We start from the raw sequence: 17,015 nt of genomic DNA, 5'->3' as shown, positions 1-17,015 counted from the left end.
ACTGAAGAGTGCTCACCCGACGGCGGCTCGGCGACCAGCCTCACGCCCAACAGCCCTAGCCTTGGGCGCGAAACGCCGGTCGAACCCCATTAGGGACGACTTCGGCCGCTTCCGCGGCCGCTGACGCAGCGGACCATGACGGACCAGGATCCGGTCGATGGTCCGCTCCGACGGGACCGCGAACTCCTTGCCCTGCCACGGCAACGGCTTACGCAGCCACTCCAGCCGGATCCGCCGTAAACCCCACCGCGGATGCTCCCGCCGCATCTCTGCGACCGCACGGGCAGCCACCTCAGTAACTTCCATGCCCGCAAGCACGGCTCGAACCGCGTCCAGGCGCTGCTCCACAACCGACAAGACAACCAGTACCAATCCCAGCCTCCGAGTCCGGAACGCCCCACGGAGACGCTCCGGCCCAGAGTGCCGATCACGACCGGTGCGCACATCAACTGACGGACGCGTGTCGCACATCAACCGACGGAGCACATACCCGTGGCGATCTGTCGGTGATGAGTTTCCCTACGTCTTCAAGGGCGGCCACAGGCCGCCGCGCGCCCGCCTGACGGCGCCGGCTCTCCCTCCGCGCCTTCGGCGCCCGGTCGGCCGGCGCGGCTGGGCGCGACAAGAGGGCCGCCAGCAAGACTGGCGACCCTCATCAATCCCGCTCCGCGGGAGAACACTTCGTCGTGGGTGGTGCCGGGCCGGCGGCTTTAGCCACCTCGCTTGGTCCGGGACCCTAAGAGCGGCGGCCCACGGTGGGCGGTCAAGGGCGGGCAGCCAAGCTGCCCACCGCGCCGGGCAAGGCTACGGGCCGCCACTCTCCCGGACCAAGCCAGGCCACCGGCCAAAACCCGCCGACCCTTCGAGCGCACGGTGACTGTCCGCGGAGGTGCCTGCAAGCACGACCCGCTGGTCCACCCGGGCGACCAGCGCCGGTGACTGGGAGGGGCGGCGCAAGAGGCTACGAACCAGCGGGTCGGCTGATCAAAGAGTAAGCCGGGATGGTCATACCAGACCCGCGAATGGCGATCTTGGTGCCCAATCCTTGGCAGCTCTAAAAGTCGCTGGGGAGCCTGTGAGCACGACCCGCTGGAACACAGGAAGTCGCTGGGCACCGGCAACGGGGGGATACCGAAGACCAGGAATGTGAGCCAGCGGGCCGGCCGCCAGAACGTTAGCGAAGACCGGTCCAACCGGACACGCGGTAACGATCTTGGAGTAATTGATGGCCAAGTTGGCCACCGGTCGATGCAGGGCGCGACTGCGGATGCCGGGGATCCCTGTAGCTCCATCAGCACAGCCACACCGATGCCGAGTCCAAGCGACTGGCCCGTGCCCGCTCGCCCACAGGAGGGAACCAACCACAGGGTCCAGGAAGCCAGTCTGTGCGAGCGGGCCGGGTCCGACCACCGTAAGGGCATCCGGACGGACACGCGACCGGCACCTTCAGGGCCCTACCCGCATCCACCGCCGTGGGGATCGCCCCGGCCACCTTCGCCGGCTCCGGATTGGGTGCGCGCTCCGCGGCCGAAGCACCAGCGGCAGCCACCGGGGCGATCACCGGGGACGGTACAGGAACCAAGAGATAGCTACAGCACAGAAAGAAGGCTTCTTCAGCAGCAAATGGCAGCCGCAACCGCACGCGTAGACTGGGCTGTCGTCCATCTGAACCGGCGAAAACCGAAACAGAGCCCCCCAAAAGATGCCCCAAGACAACCATGCCGCCGACCACTGGCGCGGCGAACCCCTCACTGAAGACACCTGCCTGTCCGAGGCCGACCGGGCCGTGAGGGCGCAAGCTCAGCACCTCATCGCTCAGGCACATCACCAGCTCGAGGAGCTGGGATACGGGCCCGATCGCCACGATCACCACGACCACGCCGGCGACGCGCACGTCTGGCCAGCCGATGGCCACCGCCAAGCCGCCGACGAACCTGACGAGGCGGCCGGGCCCGACCGTTAGCGGCCTGGCGAGTTCGAGAAGGCCGTTCCTACTTACGGGGCCTGATCCGGACCTTTCCGGTAGAGCGCCGTGGGACGCCACAGCTGCGGCCACGACGAACCGGGCACGAGTTCGGCGACACCGAGCTCCCGCAACCGATTGAGCGTGTTGCGGACGTTGCCGTCGTCTGTCCGCCCGAGCATCTCGGTGATCGTGCGCGGTGACACGCCCTCCTCGCCATTCACATCAAGCAGCGCGGCCACCTGTCGCTGCATCGAACCGACCAGCCGGTCTCTGAAGTCCGGCTGTTCCGTCGGCCTGGCCGTAAAGGCTGCAGCCAGCTCGGCCGCCGCGGTGGACAGCGTCATAAGGAACTGGGCGATAGCCCGGTCCCGGGGTCCGGCGAGGTCTCGGTCGTGGAGAGGAATGATACTTCTGCACCGATTCCATAGCCCGTTGGTGGGCGGGGAGGGCCATACGGCCGATCCCCTGCCCAGTGTCGGTGCCGGCCCTCCCGCCCGAGCAGCAGCATACGCCTCGACTCGCACACTTGTTCGACGTAGGAGGAGGTGGGGAGACCCTTGTGGCACCACACCTAACCCACGCCATTGGACGCGACAGGGCCAACGCTGACGGCAACCTATGATCATGACGAGACCGCCGAACTCCCAGGTCACCGCCAGATTCGCAAGACGACGGACACCAGGGACAACCGTCTTGATCAAATCCGCGGGTCCTGGTTTCGATCCACAGACGGTGGACTCCCTGCAAGCTGCCCACCGCGCCGGGCCCGGAGGACGGTTGCCAGCACGCTGTGTTCTCTGTGGCCGCGTAAGCTCGACGGCATGCCTATCGGGGACGACGGGCGGCAGTACGAACCGGACCAAATGTCCCGACCGCAGCGAACCGCCTTGACCTTTCGTCAGCGGGCCGCAGAAACACGCGCGCTCGCCGCTCGACTGCGCAAAGGGGCATCGGAGAGAAGCAAGCTCCTGGCGGCACACGCGAGCGAAGACGCTGTGCGACGCCGGCGCGAAGCCGAAGAACGAGCACACGCCGCCGACCAACGCGAACGTTCCGCCAAGGACCGAAGCCGGGCAGCACACTTTCGCAGTGTCGCATCCGACGCCCGTCGCCGACTCGAGGAACTGCGATTCATCCAAGCCAACGAACGGATGCGCGCCGCCGACGAACGCGACCAGCTCGCCGACCAACGCGACCAAGCCGCCGACCAACGCGAACGAATCGCTGACGAACGCGACCGGCTCGCCGACGAACGCGAACGAATCGCCGACGAACGCGAACGCGACGCCGACAGACGTGAGCACATGGCAGACAGACGCGACCAGCTCGCCGACGAACACGACCAGGCCGCCGATGACCGCGACCGCGAGAACGAGGAACGCGAGCGCGCCGCCGACGAACGCGAACGAATCGCCGAGGAGCGCCACCGCCTGGCCGACGAACGTGACCGGGCCGCCGACCAGCGCAGCAAGACCGCCCACCAGCAGCGCGACCACGACGCCGACCCGCACCCTCGCGACCAACAGGCCTGAGCCGCTCGCGCTGTCAACGCTTCGCGAAGACTGACCCCGTGCGGGTTCGGGAAATTTGACCCCCTCGCGGTTGGTTCAGCGGCGGTTGGTGCGGTTCTCTTTGGCGAGGAGCTCGCGGCGTTGGCGGGTGCGGTAGGAGTCGCCGGTGAGGGTGAGGACTTCGGCGTGGTGGACGAGCCGGTCGATCATGGCTGCGGCGACGACGTCGTCGGAGAACGTTTCGCCCCAGCGGCCGAACGGCAGGTTCGAAGTGACCATGACCGAGCCTTGTTCGTAGCGTGAGGCGATGAGCTGGAAGAACAAGTTCGCCGCGTCCTGGTCGAAGGGGATGTAGCCAACTTCGTCGATGATGATCAGCTTGTAGCGGCGGATCTTCTTCAGCTCCGCCTCCAGCCGCCCGGCGTGGTGGGCAGCGGCGAGCCGGGTGATCCAGTTGCTGGCGGTGTCGAACAGGACGGAGTAGCCGGCGTGGGCGGCCTTGACCCCGAGCCCGATCGCCAGGTGGGTCTTGCCGATGCCGGGCGGCCCGAGCAGGATCACGTTCTCGGCCTTGGCGACGAAGGTGCCGGTAGCCAGGTGGGCGAGCAGGTCCCGGCGCAGCGAGGGCAGGTGGTCGAGGTTGAAGTCCTCCAGGGTCTTCACGGCCGGGAAGTGGGCGGTGCGGATCCGCATGATGGAGCCCTTGGACTCCCGGTCGGCGACCTGACGCTGCAACAGGGCGGCCAGGTACTCCTCGTGTGACCAGTTCTCATCGCGGGCCTGGGCGGCGAGTTCTTCCCAGAACGCGCCGATCGTCGGGGTCTTCAAGACCCGGGTCAGGTAGGCGATCATCGATGGCAACCCTCTGCCGGCGCGGCAGACAGGCGCAGAGACGCAGTGGTGCTCACGTGTTGCTCACTTTCGTTGCTGGGTTGGTGAAATCGACGCCGAACAGGGCGTCGTAGTCCGGCAGCGCCCGCAGCATGACGGTGTGACCGTCGGTGTGGTGGCGGGTCGCCGCCGCACGTTGTTGCCGGTCCTGGGCGAGGACCTGGCGCATCTGCGCTGCGGTCGCGGCGTGAGCGGGGTCGGTGACCACTGCCTGCTTGGCCCACGACCGGGCGTGACAGGCCACCACCTGCCCCTCACAGGCCACCGTCACCTGCTCCGCAGACGCGGTGACGTCGACGAACCTGCCGATCACACGCGGGTCGACGGAGTAGTCGCAGGTGTCGACCCGCACGTAGTAGTCCCGGCCCAGCCGCACCCGCAGGGCCAGTCCGGTCGGCGGGTCGACCGGCGGCAACGCCAGCATCGACCGGTAGTCGGTCTCGAGCAGGTCGACCGGGCGGCCGGCGATCGAGCGGACCGTGCGAGCGTTGGCCTGGACCAGCCACTCGCCCAGCTGGGTGTTGAAGTCGGCCGGTGAGGTGAACCTGCGCCCGGGCAGGAACGAGGTCTCCAGGTACTGGTTGTTCCGTTCGACCATCCCTTTGAACTCCGGGTCCCGCGGCGGGGCCAGCCTGATCTGGGTGGCCAGGGTGCCCGCGAACGCCGCCGCCGGCACGCTGACCCGTCCGGTCCCACCGATCGCGGACTCCCGATCCCACAACAACGCCCGGGTCACCCGGCCGAGCCCGGCGATCAGCGTCCACATCCCCGCCAGGATGTCCCCGGCCTGCCGGGACGGGATCATCGTCGCGGTCAGGAACCGGGAGAACGTCAACGTCATCACCAGCACCGGCAACACCCGCTCCTGCCCGGCCGCGACCGGGATCCTCGGCTCGGGAAACCACAGATCGCACTGGGTCAGCTGCCCCGGCTCGTAGGTGACCCGGTCCACCGGGTCGATCCCCACATACTCCGGCCGGATCGCCGCCAGCCGCTTCTTCAACGGCGACAACGAGTACGGCCACCCGATCCGAGACGCGACCACCGGCGCCGGCATCCGCGGCCACTCCACCAGCAAAGCCCGGATCTGCGGCTCGAAGGCATCAGCCACCGACCCCCGCGGGGCCCGCTCATACTTCGGCGGCCGATCCGACGCCAACGCCGACCGCACCGTGTTCCGAGCCACCCCCAACCGCCGAGCGATCTCCTTGATCGGCACACCCTCGCCCCGATGCAACCGGCGAATCTCCGCCCAGTCCTCCACTTTCAACACCCTCCAAGACTCAGGAGGGGGTCAACTTTCGGAGAACCCCACGGGGTCAGTCTTCAGGAGGCGGCGACAACGGCGGCAATCTCGTCCGGACGTGGCGCCGCCGGCTACTTCCCTCCTGGACTCCGGCTGCCACATGGAGTGGAGCACCGGTTTGTCGAAGCGGGCGGGGTGCGCTTCCACGTGGCCGAAGCGGGTCCTGCGGAGGGAACGCCGGTTCTGTTCCTCCATGGGTTCCCGCAGCACTGGTACGCGTGGCGCCGCGTGGTCCCGCTGCTGGCCGGCCGTCACCGGCTGATCATGCCCGACTTCCGGGGTTTCGGATGGTCCGACGCCCCATACCGGGGCTATGACACCGGCACCCGAGCAGACGACGTGCTGGCGCTGATGGATGCGCTGGGGCTGGACCGAGTGCTTCTGGTCGGCCATGAGTGGGGGGCGTGGGTCGGCTTCATGGCCTGTATCCGGGCACCCGAACGCTTCGACAGCTTCCTCGCGCTCAGCATGATCCATCCGTGGCCGGAGCATCGGCGCCTCATTCGGCACGCGTGGCGGCAGTGGTACACGATCCCGTGGGAGTATCCGGTGATCGGCGGCGCGCTGCTGCGACACTGGCCCGCGTTCACCAGGTACATCCTTCGCAGAGGAGTGACCAACCCGGATGTGTGGCGACGTGCCGACCTCGACGAGTTCACTGAGTCCGTACGACCGCGGGCGCGGGCCCATGCGGGCCGGGCGCTGCACTGGCAGTACGTCTTGCGGGACATCCCACGGCTCCTCATCGGCCACCACCGGGCGCTCCGGCTGACCGTGCCGACGACACTCCTCTTCGGCACAGACGACTTCGCCATGTCGCCCGAGGCACTGGCAGGAGGCGAACGGCACGCCACCGATCTGGTTGTTCGGGTCGTTCCGGGCGGCCACTACCTCGCCGATGAGCAGCCCGGCCTCGTCGCGGACGCGATCAGGTCGCTGTCCGCCGGATTCGCGCACGCGCAGGAACCGGTCGGGTGAACGGCGACTCCGAGCATGCCGCCGCTCTGGTCCGGGCCGCCCAGCGGGGCGACGGCATGGCCATGCACGATCTGCTCGACCTGCTGGCCCCCTACGTCGGCCGGATCTGCGGCCCGATCGCGCTGGATGACGGGCCCGACGCCGCACAAGAAGCGCTCATCGCGATCCTTCGTGGCATCCGGGGGCTGCGCGATCCCGCAGCGGTCTTCGGGTGGGCACGGTCGATCGCGATTCGCGAGGCGATACGGATGGCGCGACGCTCGCAGCACACCCGCGCCACTGACCTGGACGACGTGCCACAGCCCGGCGATCCCCTCCTGGCCGCCGACGTCCGCGATGTCCTGTGCCGACTGTCACCAGAGCACCGCGCGGTCCTCGTACTTCGTGATCTGGAGGGTCACGGCGAACGGGCCGTGGGCGAACTGCTGGAGATATCGACAGGGCGCGGCTCAGCTTCCGGAAGGCATGGAGATGACCGACACGATCTGGCCCGAGGCCGACCTCGACCCCGTACGCCGCCTACGCGTCATGGCAGCGGTCATCCCCGGCGCGGTGTACGCCGAAGACGTCCTACCCCTGTCCTTCGACGAGGTCTGGGCGGTCGCCGCCGACCTCGAAAACGAATTCCCGCGGCTGCTCACCGACGTCCGCACCATGCGAATCACCCGGGCGGACGGAGAACGGCTGGAGGCCTTGGCACGAGGACGCTTCGGGCAGCGAGCCCGGTTCGATGTCGTGCTCCGGCCGGGATGGTGCTGGATGCAGAGCCGGTTCCTGCTGGGAGGAATGGCGGCCGCGGCCGAGGCGGACCGGACAAGGTTCGCGTTCATGGGTACGCTCCGCGTACCCGGCGCCCGCCTCCTCCACCCGTTGTCACACGCCCTCGGTGCTTCCCCGGGCTCCAGGGTGATCCACCGAATGGCGAGGCGAGCCTCCGCGCGTGCGCAGGAGCGCCAGTAGTACTGGAGAAAATCCAACGGATATGGGATCGCGCCGCCGACGGTGTGGGGTCCCCCTCAGCGGACACCCGGAGTGCGACGGCGCTGCCGTCGCGACCTGCGAAGACGCCGTCTCAGATAACTCCTAGTCCCCGGAAAGGGAGACCATGTTCATCGCCTACGTCACGGTGACCATCCTGGCCGCCGTCTTCACCGGCAGCGCCGCCGTCACCTACCTGATCGGCCACGACTACCCCAAGGCGCAAATGGCGATGAAACGGCTGCCGCTCTCGTGGGGACCGAAGTTGGGCAGCCTGCTGGCGGCCGGAGCCGTGGGCCTGGTGGCCGGGTTCGCGGTGCCACTGGTGGGGCTGCTCGCCGCAGTTGGTCTGGAGCTGTACTTCATCGGCGCGCTCATCGCCCACCGGCGGGTGGGCTCCCGGAAGCTCGTCGGCTGGGCGGTCTTCTTCGCCACCGAGTCCGCCGCCCTGGCCGTGCACCTCGGCTACCACGGCTTTTAGTAACTCAGCACCGCGCGGACTCTCGGGTGCAACGGTCCCTCGCGTCAGGGTTGACGCGTGAGACAAGCAGAAGGATGCGTGGCATGAACGTGCTGCTTAAGCCGCCCGAGCCTCGTTTTGGCAGTTACGTCCAATGAGCTCCACAACAACAGCGAGCCCCGACGCGCTGTCGTGGCGCAGATCCTGGCATACGCGGCCCCGACCGCCATGGGCACAGATACGGCGGTGCCCTTCTCCGTGTCTTCGGCCGGGGCGCCCGGGACCGGAGCATGCCCGGCGCGCGCGTCTCTGGCGTGGTCTCAGACGTGGTCTCATTCGCCTACGTTCGTGGCCATTCGGCGAGGACGGTGGATGGCGCTGACCTGCGCAGACGTACTGCGGCGGTGGGTGGTGAACGTGGGTCCGTGGCCCTGAAAGGCGGAAGGTCGGCGGTTCGACCCCGCCCCTGCCCACCGCATTCCCCGGCCTGCGAGGCTCCGCTTCGAAAGCGGACGTCGGAGCGGCCTTCAGAGGCTCTCAGCTGTCTGGGCCGGTTTGCAGCCCATCGGTGAACAGCGTGCCCGCGGGCGTTCTATAGACGACCTCAGTTCGGCCATCCCGCCCAGGTGGTCTCAGACTTGGTCTCCTTCGCCTGCGTTCTCCGACGCCGGCAGAGCAATCAGGTCTCCAGCGGTGGCCGAGCGTACCGAAATACCTGACGGAAACGCTGGACGTCGACCTCGGGGAGCTCGGACTCGACCAGGTCGTAGGTTTCCTCGACGAGCGATGCGAGCGTAGCGGCGGCCTGAGGTGGCTTGTCGGTGAACACCGAGCTCAGTCGAGTAGGCAGATCCGCCGGCGCGACCTTCAGGTTCGTGGTGATGTGGGCCTGCCATTTCTCCGGCTTCGGGCCGTAAACACCGTTGAGGGCCATGAGCATGTCCAGCAGTTGCTTCGCTGCCGTGCTCAACAGGTGCGCCAACTGCATCGAATTGCCGCGCTCGTGGGCCACTTCCCAGCGGGTGAAATGGTCGATCATGCCCGTGGCACCCACGACCGCGACCGCCAGCTCCCGCGGATAGGGCGTGGCCAGTCGTCGCCACCGCTCGATCACCGGCGCGCCGTCGACGGCGATCCCGTCGACGATCCCGGCCACGACGTTGCGTTTCATCGGGTCGGGATCGAACCGAGCCGTGACGTCCTGGACGAATGTCTCGGCGTCGGAGGTGAGCATGTGTACCACTTCACCCAGCAGGCCCGCGGGCTCCAGATCCAGGTCATCCGCCCAGCACCGCTCAGAGTCGTAGTAGTCGAACAGGCGGCAACCTCGCGCGAGGTGCGCCAACTCCCGACGCCGGCCTTCCGAGGGTGGCTGCGACCAGAAGACGCCGATCTCGACATCCGACCAGCGATCGGCCTGACCCCGTGCGGTCGAACCGCTGAGAATCACCGCATCGACCTCAGGATGCGCCGCGTAGGAGCGAAGCAACGGCTCCGCAGCCGCGCGACGCATTCGGCTTCCACTGCTCACCTGCCGCTGCTCACCCATGCTGGACATCCCACCAGGAGCCGCAGCAGCGAGCCACCGGATATCGCGATCGCCTTTGTCGGTAGATGCGAAGTCCAGATCCAGTCCATGGGCCAGGAATCCGGCGTGGTACTGCTCGGGCACGCGCCCCGCAGCCGAACCCGCCCGCACATGATCGAGGGACGGCGCGTCATTGCTGCCGACCGTCCGCTTCCGCCCACAACATTCCCGCTGCTCAGCGGTTTGCCTGGCCTCCAGCAGGTGCCTGTCGGGAGCCGTTGCGACTGAGACCAGCAGCCCGGTCCCTAGCCGTCCACGACCCTTCGCCCAGACTCCCGGCCGCCGGCGCAGGCTGAGGCCGGTTACGGCGCCGCGAACAGAGACGAATGAGACGATCTGTTTGCCAGCCTGCTCGTTGTCCCTCGGCGGTATCACGGTGCGAGTACGGAAAGCGACGCTCGCTCGTGCGCGTCTCGCCCTCGCGTACGCCAGTCGGTGGCTCCTCACAAACGACCAGTTCGGCGGCGGGCCGCAGGGAAGGCGGTGGTCTGGATGGCGCTCCTGTTCAAGTTCGAACTGGCCATCATGAGCGCCGAGGAGTACGACCAGCTCGTCGTGATGCTGGAGGAGACCGGCGCGGGCTCTCCGCCGGGCTGCTTTTACCATGTCGCTTACGGGCCTAAGGAGCGGCTGAAGGTTGTCGACGTCTGGGATTCGCCGCCCGACAGAGGCCCTGGGCAATTCCAGGAATTCGCCGAAATGCTCGTTCCTACTCTCAAGGAACTCGGAGTTGTGCTGCTGGAACCCGACGTCTGTCAGGTACACAGCATCAGCAAACCTCAACGGACAGCCACCGGGGGCCGAGGCGCACCTTGGTCAAGTTTGATCCGCCCTGGGAAAGCGAAGAAGCACTCCGTGCCTTCCTCGACCAACTTGTCCGTATCAGTGTCAATCTCGGGATCACCGAGGTTGCACGGACGGAGCCAGTGATCAAAGAGGTCCACAACATCATCGACGGGTCACACCGAACCCCCTGCTCCCATCCGCCCCGCAACCAGTCAGATCAAGAGCCGGAGCAGAGCGGTCAAGGGTCGAAGATCGCGGGCTGACGCCGCAGGCGCCACGTCCCTGCTCGTCCCGTGGCCTCAAGGTTCAGCACGTTCGAATGCGCTGAAGGCGGCGGCGAGGCACGCCGATCGAGAACCCAGCGGCCCAGTCGTAGGGTGGAGGTGATCCTCGTACCACCTGCGACAACGGGCAAGGTGGGTAACGGTGCAAAGGAACGAACCTCACCACACACACGAGTCGGGCGGAAAGCACCGGTTCGTGCACGACGCGCTGTTCTATGACTCCGACGAGGGCATGCTCACCACGGCCGTGCCGTTCCTCGCCGAAGGGCTGGCTGCAGACGACTCGGTGATGCTCGTCTGCCGGAGCCGTCTTAACCACCTGCTGCTGGACGCCCTCGACAACGACTCCCGCATCGTTTGCGGGCCGCAGCCTGGGAGCTTGGGGCAGCCAACCCAGGTGATCGCGGGATACATCGACACGATCCGAGACATGGTCGATCCCGCCACCCGCCTCAGAGTGGTGGGAGAAGTCCAGTTCGGGACAACTCGGGCTGAGTGGATCGTGTGGGAGCGCTACGAGGCCGTCATCAACCGCGCCTTGGCGCCGTGCCCTCTCTGGGGGGTGTGCATGTACCACACCGAGGAGCTTCCGGACGAGATCCTTCGTGCGGGTGAGCTCACGCACCCCACCATCCTGACCCGTGACTCGCACACGCCCAACCCCCACTACACCGACCCGAGTGAGTTCGTTCGTCAGCTGCCGCACGCGGATCCCGACCCGCTCGAGCAGTCCACGCCGACTTTCGAGGTGCCAGAGCTCCACGACGTCGCGGGGATGCGGTCCGAAGGCGGACGACTCGCCCGGGCCGGGTCGGCGCTACCACTGAGGAAGGTCGAGAACTTCGTCCTGGCGGTGACCGAGGTCGCCACGAACGCCCTCCAGCATGGGCGTCGCCCCGTACGAGTTCGCCTGTGGGCAGCCCCTGGCCAGTTGGTCTGCACGGTCACCGACCGGGGCGAGGGCTTCAACGACCCGCTCGCCGGCTACGCGCCCGCCCCCGCCGGTGATGACCGCACCGCAGGGAAGGGATTGTGGCTCGCCCGACTGCTGTGCGACCAACTCGACACCGCCCGCGATCCCGACGGCTTCACGGTCCGGCTCCGCACCGAGGAGTGAGCACCACCGGTTGAAGACCTCATGCGCGGGAACGACGATTCGGCTGGCCAGAATCGCTCTGGCCAAAGCCAACCCGGTCGACGGCTAAGGTCGTCGGACGGCAGAACCTGCAAGATCTCGACCCGCAGCGGGTGAGCGAGTGCCCGAAGCCTCCGGACATCCACTTCTCCTGACTGCGGCGCCACCGGCGGTTTCGACGACATGCCGCCATCCATCACCACCAGCTGGACTAGTTAGGCTCACCGCGCCCTGGTCTCAGACATGGCCTCATTCATCTACGTTCGCCGTAGTCCGTGGGTGTCCGTGGATTGCGCTGACCTGCGCGGACGTACCAGGGTGGCAGGTGGCGAACGTGGATCCGTGGCCCTGTTCGACCCCGCCCCTGCCCACCGCATTCCCCCAGGTCAGCGACTTTGAGGCTCCCGGCAGATACCTGTCGGGAGCCTGTCGTACCTGAGACCAGCAGGCCGGAAACTGAGACCACCGATAGCATCGTGCCTGGTCAGCGGGCCTGTGAGGCTCCGCTTCGGAAGCGGACGGTCGGAGAGTCCTGCCAGGCTCTCAGCCGTGACATGCCGATCTGCAGCCCATCGGCGTGCGCAGGCGTCACATAGGCAATCTTGGTTCGCGTCGGAAGCGGAAGGTCGACACAGGTTACGGCCATTGTGTCCAATCCGTCCGCGCTGCGGCAGATTGCATGGCGCGACGAGCCCGCTCCCGGCGATCCGGTGCAGACCCTGCTTGGCCCGCCTGCAACCCACGTCGCAGCCACCTCCAGCCCTACAACCTCGACCGTCGCAGGGTCTTGAGGAGTTGATCCGTTTCGATGACGACATGCGCATCTGCGGACCATCATGAATCTTGTGACCGACGACCGGTTGGGTGAGACGCGCGAACGTCGCGGGTTCAAGGTCCGAGCAGCGACCGTGGCAGACGTGCCGGCGATGGCTCGGGTGGGCGTCGACACGTTCCGCACCGCCCACCGTGGCCAGATACCTGAGCACCTTCTGCTGGAGCGTACGTACGAATCGTCGGCACAGGGGTGGGAACGGACGTTGCGCGAGATCGCCGAGGCCGAAGACCCGCAAGAGTACGTCTGCGTCGCAGAGGACACAGCCGGTGAGATCGTCGGCATCGCCATGGGAGGGCCGCCGGCAGACTGGCCATTCGACGACACGAACCGTGCCGCCCACCCGACCGGCGAGTGCTACTCGCTGTATGTGGACACCACTCGACAGCGCAGCGGGATCGGGCGGGCGCTGCTCGCAGACCTGGCCACGTTCCTCGTCTCGCGAGGACGACGGCGACTGTCGGTCGGCGTACTTGCCGTCAACGCACCCGCCCGCGCCTTCTACGAAAGAATCGGCGGCACCCTGCTCGGCCAGCGACACGTCGACGACTCCGGTGTGCTCCTCGACGAGGTCGTCTACATCTGGGACGACGCCACCTGCCTCACGCGCGTCGAACCTGCCGGCATTGCAGAGTCAGAACACGTCAGGTACGTCTAACGACGCGTTGGCACCACGGGTCCGTCTCAGACGCAGGTGTAGATCTTGAGGTTGTCGACATACCAGCTGGATTCCTCGGCTGTCTCCGGATCCCCGCCGACCTTCTTCAGGTGGAAGCGGAGTTTCACCGTCTTGCCGGCCAGGCTGGACAGGTCGTATCTCGTGCCGCCGAACCCGTTGGACTCACCGCCGAAGCTCTTCTGCCCGTCGAACTCTCCGGCTGGGGTGTCCTCACCGTTGACGTTGGGCAGTGTGGAAGCGACCTTCCACCCCGACCCGGTGTTGTACTCGACCCTCGCGCCGTCGTTGGGCTGCAGCCAGTATGCGTGGTCGAAACGTAGGTGGGCACCGGGCGCGAGGCGCACACCACTCCTCTGCGTGAGCGTGATGTCATCCCCGGCGGTCGGCCAGCCGTCCGCGGCGTCGTGCCCGAAAGCAGCGTAGGGGTAACCTCCCTCGCTTGAGAGCTGCCAGCCTCGCTGGAAGCTCCAGCCGCTCTTGGACTCGAAGCCGTCGGCGTAGATGACCTTCACCGACTTGCCGGCCGCGCAGTAGCCGACGTCTTTCGGCGCACCGACGCTGGGGTCCTTGTCCATCTCGGTGGCGCGGACGGCCTTGTCGACCTGTCGGCAGTCGTCCTCGCTGATGTGCGTGCCGGGCCGACCGATGTTCTTCCGGCACGCCAGCGGCATCGTGATGAAGACATCGTTGTAGTCCGCCCCCGACGGGAGCAGGTTCTGCAGAGCCCAGATGATCTTCGCCGCCTTCGCCAGGCCGAGACCACGATGGTGTAGCCGTTGAACATATCGCCGTCGGTGACCAGGTAGAACGCCTTGTCGAACACGCCACTGTTGACGGCGAAAGGGTCGATGCCGAAGTCGGAACTGGTGAAGAGAGAGCCGCCGAACCACTTGTCCGAGGTCATCTTGTCCGGCTGCCCGTACGCGCCGGGGTTCCTCATGTCACCGAACACACCACGAGCCGAACCCTCACCGATCTTCCACCGGTTGACGGGGGTGTCGTCCTTACTTCCGTTGGTGAGGTCGACGATCTCACCCCAAGCCTCGGACAGGCCCTGGTTGATGGCAGCAGACTGGTAGGCCCCACCAACCTTCGATGTGCGCGAAATGACAGCATGAGTCAGTTCACGCCCTGCGATGTCGTCGGTCGCCATACCCGCACCGAACACGAACTCCTCGACATCCCCGTTGTCCCAGAAAGCACCCCCGTAGGGACAGAGCCATTCTCCCTCGTAACCCTGGGGACACACGCGCACCGCGGCGCGCAGCGCCCGACCCTTGCCATCGTGGTAATCAACGCCGATGAGCCTCGTCAGATCGACGCCTGCGTAGCCGGCGTAGGCGTCCGCGGTGTCCCCAAAGAAGTCGTACACGTTGTTGACGTCGCCGACCGCCGACGCGCCCTGACCCTCCACGCGAGCGTAGGCCGCCCTCTTCCCGGCACACGTCCAACTGACGTCTGCCCTTCCCTTCGCGTCACAGATCACCCGCCTCAGGTCCTTTACAAGGGAGGGCGCCGGAGACGGGCCGACCTCAGCCTCCCTCGCCCGGCGGTCGCGTCCTGAACCCTGAGCGGGCGTCGGTGAGGCGCCACACGAAGACAGCGCGAGAAGCACCGTCACCGCGACACACACGACGGCCCCACGAAACACAGCCGGCCGTCCACTTCTGTCAGCTCGCAGTACACCGGGCTCAGCGAACATCAGTCTGTCCACCCTCCACCACTGGATGTCAGTCGATCCACTTCGGTGCAGGCACTATCGAGGTCCAAGTCCCTCTTCCTGCGTCGACATGTCCGCGACGTTGCCGGGTTGTCCAATCAGGATGGCAGCGGCGTACGGCGCTGGAAGCGGTCTACTTTCGAGTCCAGTCTGGCGAGTCGGAGGTTTCGGTGTTCGGGTTTTCCTGATGTCGCTGCCGTCGGCGCGCACCGTGTAGATGCTGTCCTTGGCCAGAGATGTGTAGCCGAGGAAGATGCTGAAGTTGCCGTCTGGCGACCAACGGCGAACAGGCGAGGAACTGGAAGGTCGACTTGACTTGGACGGGAAGGTTCTCGTCTGCCATCACCTCGACCGCCGAGAACCTCCTCTGGGGCTCGCTTCCTCCCGTAGCAGCTCCACGACCCGAGGCGCGACAGCCAGTTCGGGTCTCCAGGTCGACGATCCGCTTCTTCGCCGCGGTCAGCTCCGCCTTCTCCTTGCTCGTCAGGCCAGGGACGAGGCCCTTGTCGAAACGGTCTTGGTGCCGCCCGGGGTAGATCGGCTGCTTACTGACCTCGACGTCGTGCGCGACCTGGACGGGTGGGGATGCCGACTCATGTGCGCGACTCTTACAGGCGGCACAAGTGCCCAATGCCTATCCTCACACCCGTGCCGCACGATGCAGACGCAGTCCGTCCGCCACCCGCGAAACTGCGGCTCGGCGATGCCGAGTATGAGTTGGTGGTCACCCGACGGACAGGCGTCGCCGTTTACTCCGGCATTCGCGGCTACCTGCGGATCGGTCCCGGCATCGAGGCGGAACTCGCCAATCACCGGCTCATGCAGGGGCACGGCTTCCCGGTCCCCAGGATCCTCGCGGACGGCGAGCACCAGGGGTTGCCGTACATGCTCGAGGAATCGTTTGGGGCCGTGACGCTTGGTGACCGCTTCGACGATGAACGCGACAGGACCGGGTCGATTTCAGAGGAAGCTCTTTCGACGTACCTTGCGGTCCTGGAGCGGTATGCGCGTGCCCAGGCGGCCTTGGCGTCACGTGGTGGGATCTCGGCCGGCGACTTTCGCCGACTCGTAGGTCCCGATGCAGCGGCCCGGCTCCTCCCCGACTTGGGAACGGAGATCCTCGAGAGGTTCGACCGCGCAACGGCCACCCTCGCCGACGTGCCGCTCTCGCTCGTCCATGCCGACCTACACGGACACAACATGTGCAAGCGCGGCGTCATCGACCTCGAAGAAGTGGGCTGGGCTCCCGCCGGCTATGACGTGGCGACCGCTACCTTTGTGTCAGCGCTGTGCAACGGCGACCTCGGCGAAGGTCCGGCCGATCAGGCGTTCTCCGGATCTCAGATCGACCAGGCTTCGCGTCTGGTCGACGACATTTTCAGCGGTGCCGGCCTGGCGAGGCCGAGTGAGCACATCGAGGAGTTCCTGCTCTGCCGGTCCATCGCGTTGTGCGCGAAGCGACATCCGGACGACGAGCTGTGGGCGGCACGTCAGCACGTCCTTCGGTTCGTCCTCGCCACAGCTGGACGCGGCGACCGAGTGGCTCCCATGTTGCGCGGGCGCTAACCGTCCCAGTTGCGTCAGAGGTCGTACTCCGTCGGATGGCTCGGCTGGTAAATCATGATGTCGTCGGCACCGGGCACTTGCATCTCATCGTGGTCGGCGGCAGAGAGGCCATCGCATCTCCGGACACGATCAAGCGACCCGGATCGAGGGACTGTGCCTCCTTGTCAGGAACGCGGACGCGCCCGACAAGACCCTGTCTCGCCCGCCAACCTCGGGCGTTGTCCGCCGCGCTGAATCTCCTCCGCGACCTCCACGATTTCTGGAGCGCGGCGGACAGCAGCGTCACCGGCAAACCCTCCGACCCGTTGAGCTCGGCTGGCCGTCCCTGGCACGGT

13 protein-coding genes and 1 pseudogene are annotated in these 17,015 nt (G+C 66.8%); 8 read left to right on the top strand and 6 right to left on the bottom strand.

Annotated elements, in window-relative coordinates:
* Positions 1 to 1,995: 1,995 nt before the first annotated feature.
* On the bottom strand, positions 1,996 to 2,310 hold the full coding sequence (locus ABZV93_RS22455) for a hypothetical protein (protein ID WP_354939274.1): 315 nt from the start codon (positions 2,308 to 2,310) through the stop codon (positions 1,996 to 1,998).
* An 807-nt stretch (positions 2,311 to 3,117) separates the two neighbouring features.
* Here ABZV93_RS22455 and ABZV93_RS22450 point away from each other — a divergent pair.
* Complete coding sequence (locus tag ABZV93_RS22450; RefSeq protein ID WP_354939272.1) at positions 3,118 to 3,498, top strand: hypothetical protein; 381 nt, start codon at positions 3,118 to 3,120, stop codon at positions 3,496 to 3,498.
* Between the two features lie 75 nt (positions 3,499 to 3,573).
* On the opposite strand, the pseudogene istB reads toward ABZV93_RS22450, so the two are convergent.
* Positions 3,574 to 4,344, bottom strand: a pseudogene (gene istB, locus ABZV93_RS22445) (IS21-like element helper ATPase IstB); the annotation flags it as partial.
* A 37-nt stretch (positions 4,345 to 4,381) separates the two neighbouring features.
* Positions 4,382 to 5,641 carry an IS21 family transposase gene (gene istA / locus ABZV93_RS22440; RefSeq protein ID WP_354939270.1) on the bottom strand — a complete coding sequence of 420 codons (1,260 nt, stop codon included), beginning with the start codon at positions 5,639 to 5,641 and terminating at the stop codon, positions 4,382 to 4,384.
* Between the two features lie 180 nt (positions 5,642 to 5,821).
* Between istA and ABZV93_RS22435 the strand changes: the two genes are divergently transcribed.
* The 3 genes from ABZV93_RS22435 to ABZV93_RS22425 all read left to right on the top strand — a co-directional run bounded on the left by ABZV93_RS22435 (position 5,822) and on the right by ABZV93_RS22425 (position 8,111).
* Positions 5,822 to 6,652 (top strand): alpha/beta hydrolase, encoded by an 831-nt coding sequence (locus ABZV93_RS22435; RefSeq protein WP_354939268.1) that lies wholly within the window; start codon positions 5,822 to 5,824, stop codon positions 6,650 to 6,652.
* Between the two features lie 471 nt (positions 6,653 to 7,123).
* Entirely contained in the window at positions 7,124 to 7,612 is a 489-nt protein-coding gene (locus ABZV93_RS22430) for a hypothetical protein (protein WP_354939266.1), read from the top strand.
* 145 nt (positions 7,613 to 7,757) lie between these two features.
* Positions 7,758 to 8,111 (top strand): DoxX family protein, encoded by a 354-nt coding sequence (locus tag ABZV93_RS22425; RefSeq protein ID WP_354939264.1) that lies wholly within the window; start codon positions 7,758 to 7,760, stop codon positions 8,109 to 8,111.
* A 658-nt stretch (positions 8,112 to 8,769) separates the two neighbouring features.
* On the opposite strand, the gene ABZV93_RS22420 is transcribed toward ABZV93_RS22425, so the two are convergent.
* Complete coding sequence (locus ABZV93_RS22420; RefSeq protein ID WP_354939262.1) at positions 8,770 to 9,762, bottom strand: nucleotidyltransferase domain-containing protein; 993 nt, start codon at positions 9,760 to 9,762, stop codon at positions 8,770 to 8,772.
* Positions 9,763 to 10,170: 408 nt separating this feature from the next.
* Here ABZV93_RS22420 and ABZV93_RS22415 point away from each other — a divergent pair, with 408 nt between their 5' ends.
* The 3 genes from ABZV93_RS22415 to ABZV93_RS22405 all read left to right on the top strand — a co-directional run bounded on the left by ABZV93_RS22415 (position 10,171) and on the right by ABZV93_RS22405 (position 13,373).
* Positions 10,171 to 10,608, top strand: coding sequence for a hypothetical protein (locus ABZV93_RS22415; protein ID WP_354939260.1), 438 nt, complete (start codon positions 10,171 to 10,173; stop codon positions 10,606 to 10,608).
* Between the two features lie 282 nt (positions 10,609 to 10,890).
* Positions 10,891 to 11,865, top strand: a complete 975-nt coding sequence (locus tag ABZV93_RS22410; protein ID WP_354939259.1) for a sensor histidine kinase — start codon at positions 10,891 to 10,893, stop codon at positions 11,863 to 11,865.
* Positions 11,866 to 12,719: 854 nt separating this feature from the next.
* The gene (locus tag ABZV93_RS22405) at positions 12,720 to 13,373 is read left to right on the top strand and encodes a GNAT family N-acetyltransferase (RefSeq protein ID WP_354939257.1); all 654 of its coding nucleotides are present in this window, start codon (positions 12,720 to 12,722) and stop codon (positions 13,371 to 13,373) included.
* Between the two features lie 26 nt (positions 13,374 to 13,399).
* On the opposite strand, the gene ABZV93_RS22400 is transcribed toward ABZV93_RS22405, so the two are convergent.
* Positions 13,400 to 13,969 carry a hypothetical protein gene (locus ABZV93_RS22400; protein WP_354939255.1) on the bottom strand — a complete coding sequence of 190 codons (570 nt, stop codon included), beginning with the start codon at positions 13,967 to 13,969 and terminating at the stop codon, positions 13,400 to 13,402.
* Positions 13,903 to 14,880, bottom strand: a complete 978-nt coding sequence (locus ABZV93_RS22395) for a M4 family metallopeptidase (RefSeq protein ID WP_354939253.1) — start codon at positions 14,878 to 14,880, stop codon at positions 13,903 to 13,905. The genes ABZV93_RS22400 and ABZV93_RS22395 overlap by 67 nt, the downstream gene beginning before the upstream one ends.
* Positions 14,881 to 15,762: 882 nt before the next feature.
* On the opposite strand from ABZV93_RS22395, the gene ABZV93_RS22390 reads away from it, so the two are divergent.
* On the top strand, positions 15,763 to 16,680 hold the full coding sequence (locus tag ABZV93_RS22390; RefSeq protein ID WP_354939251.1) for an aminoglycoside phosphotransferase family protein: 918 nt from the start codon (positions 15,763 to 15,765) through the stop codon (positions 16,678 to 16,680).
* The last annotated feature ends 335 nt before the right edge of the window (positions 16,681 to 17,015 follow it).

The organism is Actinopolymorpha sp. NPDC004070 (assembly GCF_040610475.1).
Classification (GTDB): domain Bacteria; phylum Actinomycetota; class Actinomycetes; order Propionibacteriales; family Actinopolymorphaceae; genus Actinopolymorpha.
This window is presented reverse-complemented; position numbering and strand designations above follow the sequence as displayed.